This is a genomic window from Pseudanabaena sp. SR411 (genome assembly GCF_002251945.1).
Taxonomy (GTDB): domain Bacteria; phylum Cyanobacteriota; class Cyanobacteriia; order Pseudanabaenales; family Pseudanabaenaceae; genus Pseudanabaena.
Genome location: NZ_NDHW01000154.1, coordinates 1 through 2,235 on the forward strand (window position 1 = coordinate 1; position 2,235 = coordinate 2,235).

Here is a 2,235-nt window from a genome sequence, read left to right on the forward strand (position 1 = left end):
TTACMRAKCGCAAGGGAAGTACAGCGAAGCTGAATCTCTCTATCTGCGATCTCTCTCGATCTTGGAACGCCAACTAGGAGCAAACCATCCCAATTTCGCCTTCAGCCTCAACAATCTCGCTGAACTTTACAAATCGCAAGGGAAGTACAGCGAAGCCGAACCTCTCTATCTGCGAGCATTAGCAATTCTTGAAGTTTCACTAGGCACCGAACATCCCACTACAAAAACAATTCGTAATAATCTACAATACCTAAGAGAGTTGAGGAAAGAGCAAACCTAAAAACGATGAAACTTCCTAATCCTGAACAAGCCATAATTGACTCCGAAAAACTATCAGGATATTGCCTCAATCCCGAACATCCCGATGGTCAACACAAAGCGCGAGTCTTTCAGTCAGTTTTGGGACTAAGACAAGAAAATGAAGAAGAACTCCGCAACGCCCTAAAAGAAGCACTCAAAAATTACAATGCAGCCTTTGAAAGAGAAAATAGTTATGGCAAAAAATATATAATTGACTTTTCGATGAACAGACGCGACAAGCAAGCGATCGTTCGTAGCGTTTGGATTGTCCGTTTTGAAGAAAATTTTCCTCGTTTAGTCACCTGTTACATACCTTAAAAGGAGATAATTATGAAATTACTAGATGTAGTCGCTCTTTTAGAAGATGTCCCCAATTATCACTTATATCGAGGACAAGTCGGCACAATTGTAGAAGTTTACGAACCTAAAGTCTTTGAAGTCGAATTTAGCGACCTCAATGGAAAAGCCTATGCGATCGAAACCCTAACAGAAAGACAGCTAATGGTTTTATACCATCACCCCATCCAAGAAAGACAATTAGTTGCTGCCTAAATTTAGGCTTATCCGTTGACTCGGTTGGCTTCAGGCAATCCGTAAGGCATCTCTATGATTGCAACTGACGCACCTGCTCAACTTTTAGACCAGTAACCTGAGCAACTTGCTCAATATCCATACCAGACTTCAGCAAATTTAGAGCGATTTCTTGGCGACCCTTTAGCAAGCCTTTTCTTAGTCCTCTTTGCAAACCCTTTAATTCGCCTTCTCGCAAAGCATCTTTATATACTCTGGTATTTTTTATATCACTGAGTGTAAACATCGCTTCAATCTCCTCGCGGCTTAAGTTTTTAAATTTGGACACAAGCACAGCTTCGACTAATTCCATAATATCAGGATTTAAGTTTTGCTACTTCAAACCCTGCACAATTTTCGGCGCATCACTTTCAGGGCTTGTAATTAACTGAACTATAGCGATCGCCACTGACTCAGACTCACCCAACTCATCGAGATAAATTGGTATTAAACGTTGATTATCAATCAACTCTTGCTGGAAACTTGATAATTTGGTGGGAGCAACTTGGCGATCGGCAAATATTGCAACTGCCTTCCAATCATTTTCTGGCTCATATTGACTGAGATACAACAAAATCTCGCTGAGAAACTCCCAATAGAAATTAGCTTTTTTCTGGAACTGTACCTCGACAAAGTAAATCGGCTTATCTATGGTTTCAGGAGCAAAGATGCCATCAAATCGAAAAGCCTTCTCCTTTACCTCCACTGAAATAAACTCATACCCCTCTTCAAACGGTTGATTGAGAAGTTCAAACAGCAGAGTATTAAAAGTTTGAAAGAGTTTATAAAAAATCGTGTCAGTTCGCATGAGAAAAGAATGAAATGGAAGTTGTCATTAGCTGCGCGAAAGCATACTCAGCAAATCCTAGAAATCTTTCAGCCGCATCTCGATTGCCCATCGCTAAAATATAATTTGCCTGTCGCCTAATATCTTGGGTAGCGCGATCGCGAACAATTATCTGAAAAGCCATACCTACTAATGCTTTTCTCCAAGTACTGACAAACGAAGATCCTGCCAGTACGCTGAAGTTGCTAATTCAGCTTCTGAGTCCAAACCCTCTTGTAACAAACTTGCTAATTTTTCTTGAGCCTCTCTTCTTTTGCGATCTTGATTTAGCAACGCCAAAAAATAATCCGCTACAGTATCATAAGATCCAGACTGAATCTGACCTTGAACATAGGACTCAAGTTCTTGTGGTATTGGAAAACTTACATTCATAAATCTGCAAGATGAATAAGTTACTAACAGTAATTTTAGCCCACATTCCGCTCGTAATGGAATGAGAAAAACAATTACGAAACAGGTGCAGGGAGCAAATAATAGCGTTGGCAGGTGGGAGAAAAAAACTTTAAAATATGAAGCCG

The 2,235-nt window shown here is 40.2% G+C and carries 5 protein-coding genes and 1 pseudogene; 3 read left to right on the forward strand and 3 right to left on the reverse strand.

The features are described from left to right. From B9G53_RS15690 to B9G53_RS15700, 3 genes are all read left to right on the forward strand, one after another. Positions 1-280: tetratricopeptide repeat protein (locus B9G53_RS15690; protein WP_141211798.1), on the forward strand; the 280-nt coding region annotated here is incomplete at its 5' end. A 5-nt stretch (positions 281-285) separates the two neighbouring features. Further along, positions 286-618: a DUF6883 domain-containing protein gene (locus B9G53_RS15695; protein ID WP_094533930.1), complete on the forward strand. Its 333-nt coding sequence runs from the start codon at positions 286-288 to the stop codon at positions 616-618. Positions 619-630: 12 nt separating this feature from the next. Continuing rightward, positions 631-852, forward strand: coding sequence for a DUF4926 domain-containing protein (locus B9G53_RS15700; RefSeq protein ID WP_094533932.1), 222 nt, complete (start codon positions 631-633; stop codon positions 850-852). Between the two features lie 52 nt (positions 853-904). On the opposite strand, the pseudogene B9G53_RS28585 reads toward B9G53_RS15700, so the two are convergent. From B9G53_RS28585 to B9G53_RS28095, 3 genes and pseudogenes are all read right to left on the reverse strand, one after another. Then, positions 905-1,678 (reverse strand): annotated as a pseudogene (locus tag B9G53_RS28585) (Rpn family recombination-promoting nuclease/putative transposase). Beyond that, positions 1,668-1,841 carry a hypothetical protein gene (locus B9G53_RS27470; RefSeq protein ID WP_176453236.1) on the reverse strand — a complete coding sequence of 58 codons (174 nt, stop codon included), beginning with the start codon at positions 1,839-1,841 and terminating at the stop codon, positions 1,668-1,670. The pseudogene B9G53_RS28585 and the gene B9G53_RS27470 overlap by 11 nt, the downstream one beginning before the upstream one ends. A gap of 5 nt (positions 1,842-1,846) precedes the next feature. Then, the coding region (locus tag B9G53_RS28095) for a hypothetical protein (RefSeq protein WP_217901602.1) at positions 1,847-2,235 on the reverse strand (389 nt) is incomplete at its 5' end.

Excerpts from the sequence above, each read along its gene's own strand:
- B9G53_RS15695 (WP_094533930.1), top strand. The coding sequence starts at position 286 with ATGAAACTTCCTAATCCTGAACAAGCCATAATTGACTCCGAAAAACTA.
- B9G53_RS15700 (WP_094533932.1), top strand. The coding sequence starts at position 631 with ATGAAATTACTAGATGTAGTCGCTCTTTTAGAAGATGTCCCCAATTAT.
- B9G53_RS27470 (WP_176453236.1), bottom strand. The coding sequence starts at position 1,841 with ATGGCTTTTCAGATAATTGTTCGCGATCGCGCTACCCAAGATATTAGG.